Below are 1,706 nucleotides of genomic sequence, written 5' to 3' on the forward strand. Positions count from 1 at the left end.
ACATCGAAGTGTCGTTCGAGACCGATTGGAACCTGCGCCGATGAGGCGCCTTACGGCCCGCTTCGGCGGGCCGTTCTCATTGTGCCACTGAGGCGCGCGGACGATAGCCGCGCTTGCGCTTTCGTCGGAGCAGATCGAGGAACAGGTCTACAGCTTCCTCTTCCCGACCGAAATGATGGATCATCATCTGTCCCTTGCTTCCGATGCGGCCCCATTTGCGCAGGAGACAGACGTCCCCGAACAGGTTCGGCTCGATTGACATGGCATAATAGCGCGCCATGTTCTTCGCTACATCGGTGCGTTCGACATAAAGATGGTAGGGTTGCGCGATCATGAGGGTAGAATCGCCGACCCCGGGAAACGCGTCCAACGACACTTATGAATCGGTCGGCGCTGATCGATTCACGACGGTGATGATAAGCGAGGGGACGAGACAGGCTTGGTGCGAGACGCCTTCGGCGCACGGCTCTACTCGCTCACGCTCCCCGAACCCGCCGGGCGGTTTCGGCCATCCGGCAACGATCCTCTCGCGGGTCCTCAGCCGCACCATCCATGTCTGGCACCGTCCCAGCGCCTGGCGAGGCCCTCATCGACAAGTCTGTCCCCGATCGAGTGCCCGGATCGTGTTACGGTCCGGAGCTTGCGACCATACTTGTCTTCATCGCGCAAGCCAGCGGAAAGCGAGAAGTTGCCGGCATTCAGCAGCGCCAGCAGGCGTGCCTTCGCCGCCTCGCCCTTGATGCGTTCCGCTTCGCAGCGCGGCGGGCTGAGTTCCGGCGTGTCGATATCCGCGATGCGGATTTTCTGGCCCTCGAACCAGAAGGTATCGCCGTCGACGACGCAGTTCATGCGCGCGCTCTCGCGCAAAACGCAAACGCGGCCGCCAATCTATCTGCCGCCGGCGTTCTGGCCAAAGCGAGTACGCCAGAGAGATCGCCGCCGCCGAAGGCAAACCAGCCTCCAGCAGCAACAATGATGGCTGAGATCAACGCCATCAGCGATGTGCGCGGACCTTTCTGTCCGGACTGGGGTGACTTTCCCCGCAGGCGATATCGATCATTCCTACTGCCGGACTTCCGCGGCCTTCTTAACGGAACCACATTCGATTTCGCCACTTGCCCGTCCTCTTCTGTTTGCCTCAAGCTATCTCGGACCTGGTTTCATCTGCGTTTACGGCCCGACCTGAAGTCGGGCCGGCAGGATGGTGTGCGCAGGCGGGGCGCAGTCGGTCCCGCCTCCCCTTCGGGTTACTCAAGTTGAGGCTCCTGCGGCTGCGCTGTTTCCCGCCCCTCGCACGACGAGAATTCCCGAAATCCCGCCCGTTGGGCGGCCGCTATGCTGATTTCTCCGATACTCTTCATTATGCTCGATCGGCCTTGCTCGTTGCACTGCGCGCCGGCTCGATCGGATGCGCGTCGGGCCTGCCTTTGAGCTGGTGAAACTTGTTCGTCCCGACGCACCTCTTCATATCCTCTCGCCGGAACCAGATGGCACGGCCGCATCTCAGCGGTGCGTTCCCCGCCGTGAAGACGATCTGCTCGTCGGCACGCATGCGCAGGACCTCATGAGGCTGGATCAGAGGTCTGGCGGCCAGTTGCTTCGATCGTGTGCGAGACGATCCCCTCGCCTGAGAACTGCGGCTGACCTGGTCGATCTCGACCGTCGTCATGCCGCAACGGCGCGAGATGTAATCGGCGGTTTCGGGA

2 protein-coding genes and 1 pseudogene are annotated in these 1,706 nt (G+C 61.9%); all 3 read right to left on the reverse strand.

Annotated features, from left to right (window positions below):
- Positions 1–76 precede the first annotated feature (76 nt).
- On the reverse strand, positions 77–334 hold the full coding sequence (locus QD461_RS36595; protein ID WP_015341943.1) for a WGR domain-containing protein: 258 nt from the start codon (positions 332–334) through the stop codon (positions 77–79).
- Positions 335–537: 203 nt separating this feature from the next.
- Positions 538–977: pseudogene (locus QD461_RS36600) on the reverse strand (thermonuclease family protein).
- Positions 978–1,360: 383 nt separating this feature from the next.
- The coding region (locus tag QD461_RS36605) for a type IV secretory system conjugative DNA transfer family protein (RefSeq protein WP_414091634.1) at positions 1,361–1,706 on the reverse strand (346 nt) is incomplete at its 5' end.

Origin of the sequence: Rhizobium sp. BR 314 (assembly GCF_047445805.1) — a bacterium.
In the GTDB taxonomy this organism is placed as follows: Bacteria; Pseudomonadota; Alphaproteobacteria; order Rhizobiales; family Rhizobiaceae; genus Rhizobium; species Rhizobium lusitanum_B.

What these genes read in the sequence shown, in the direction of transcription:
- QD461_RS36595 (WP_015341943.1), bottom strand. Translation starts at nt 334, where the DNA reads ATGATCGCGCAACCCTACCATCTTTATGTCGAACGCACCGATGTAGCG.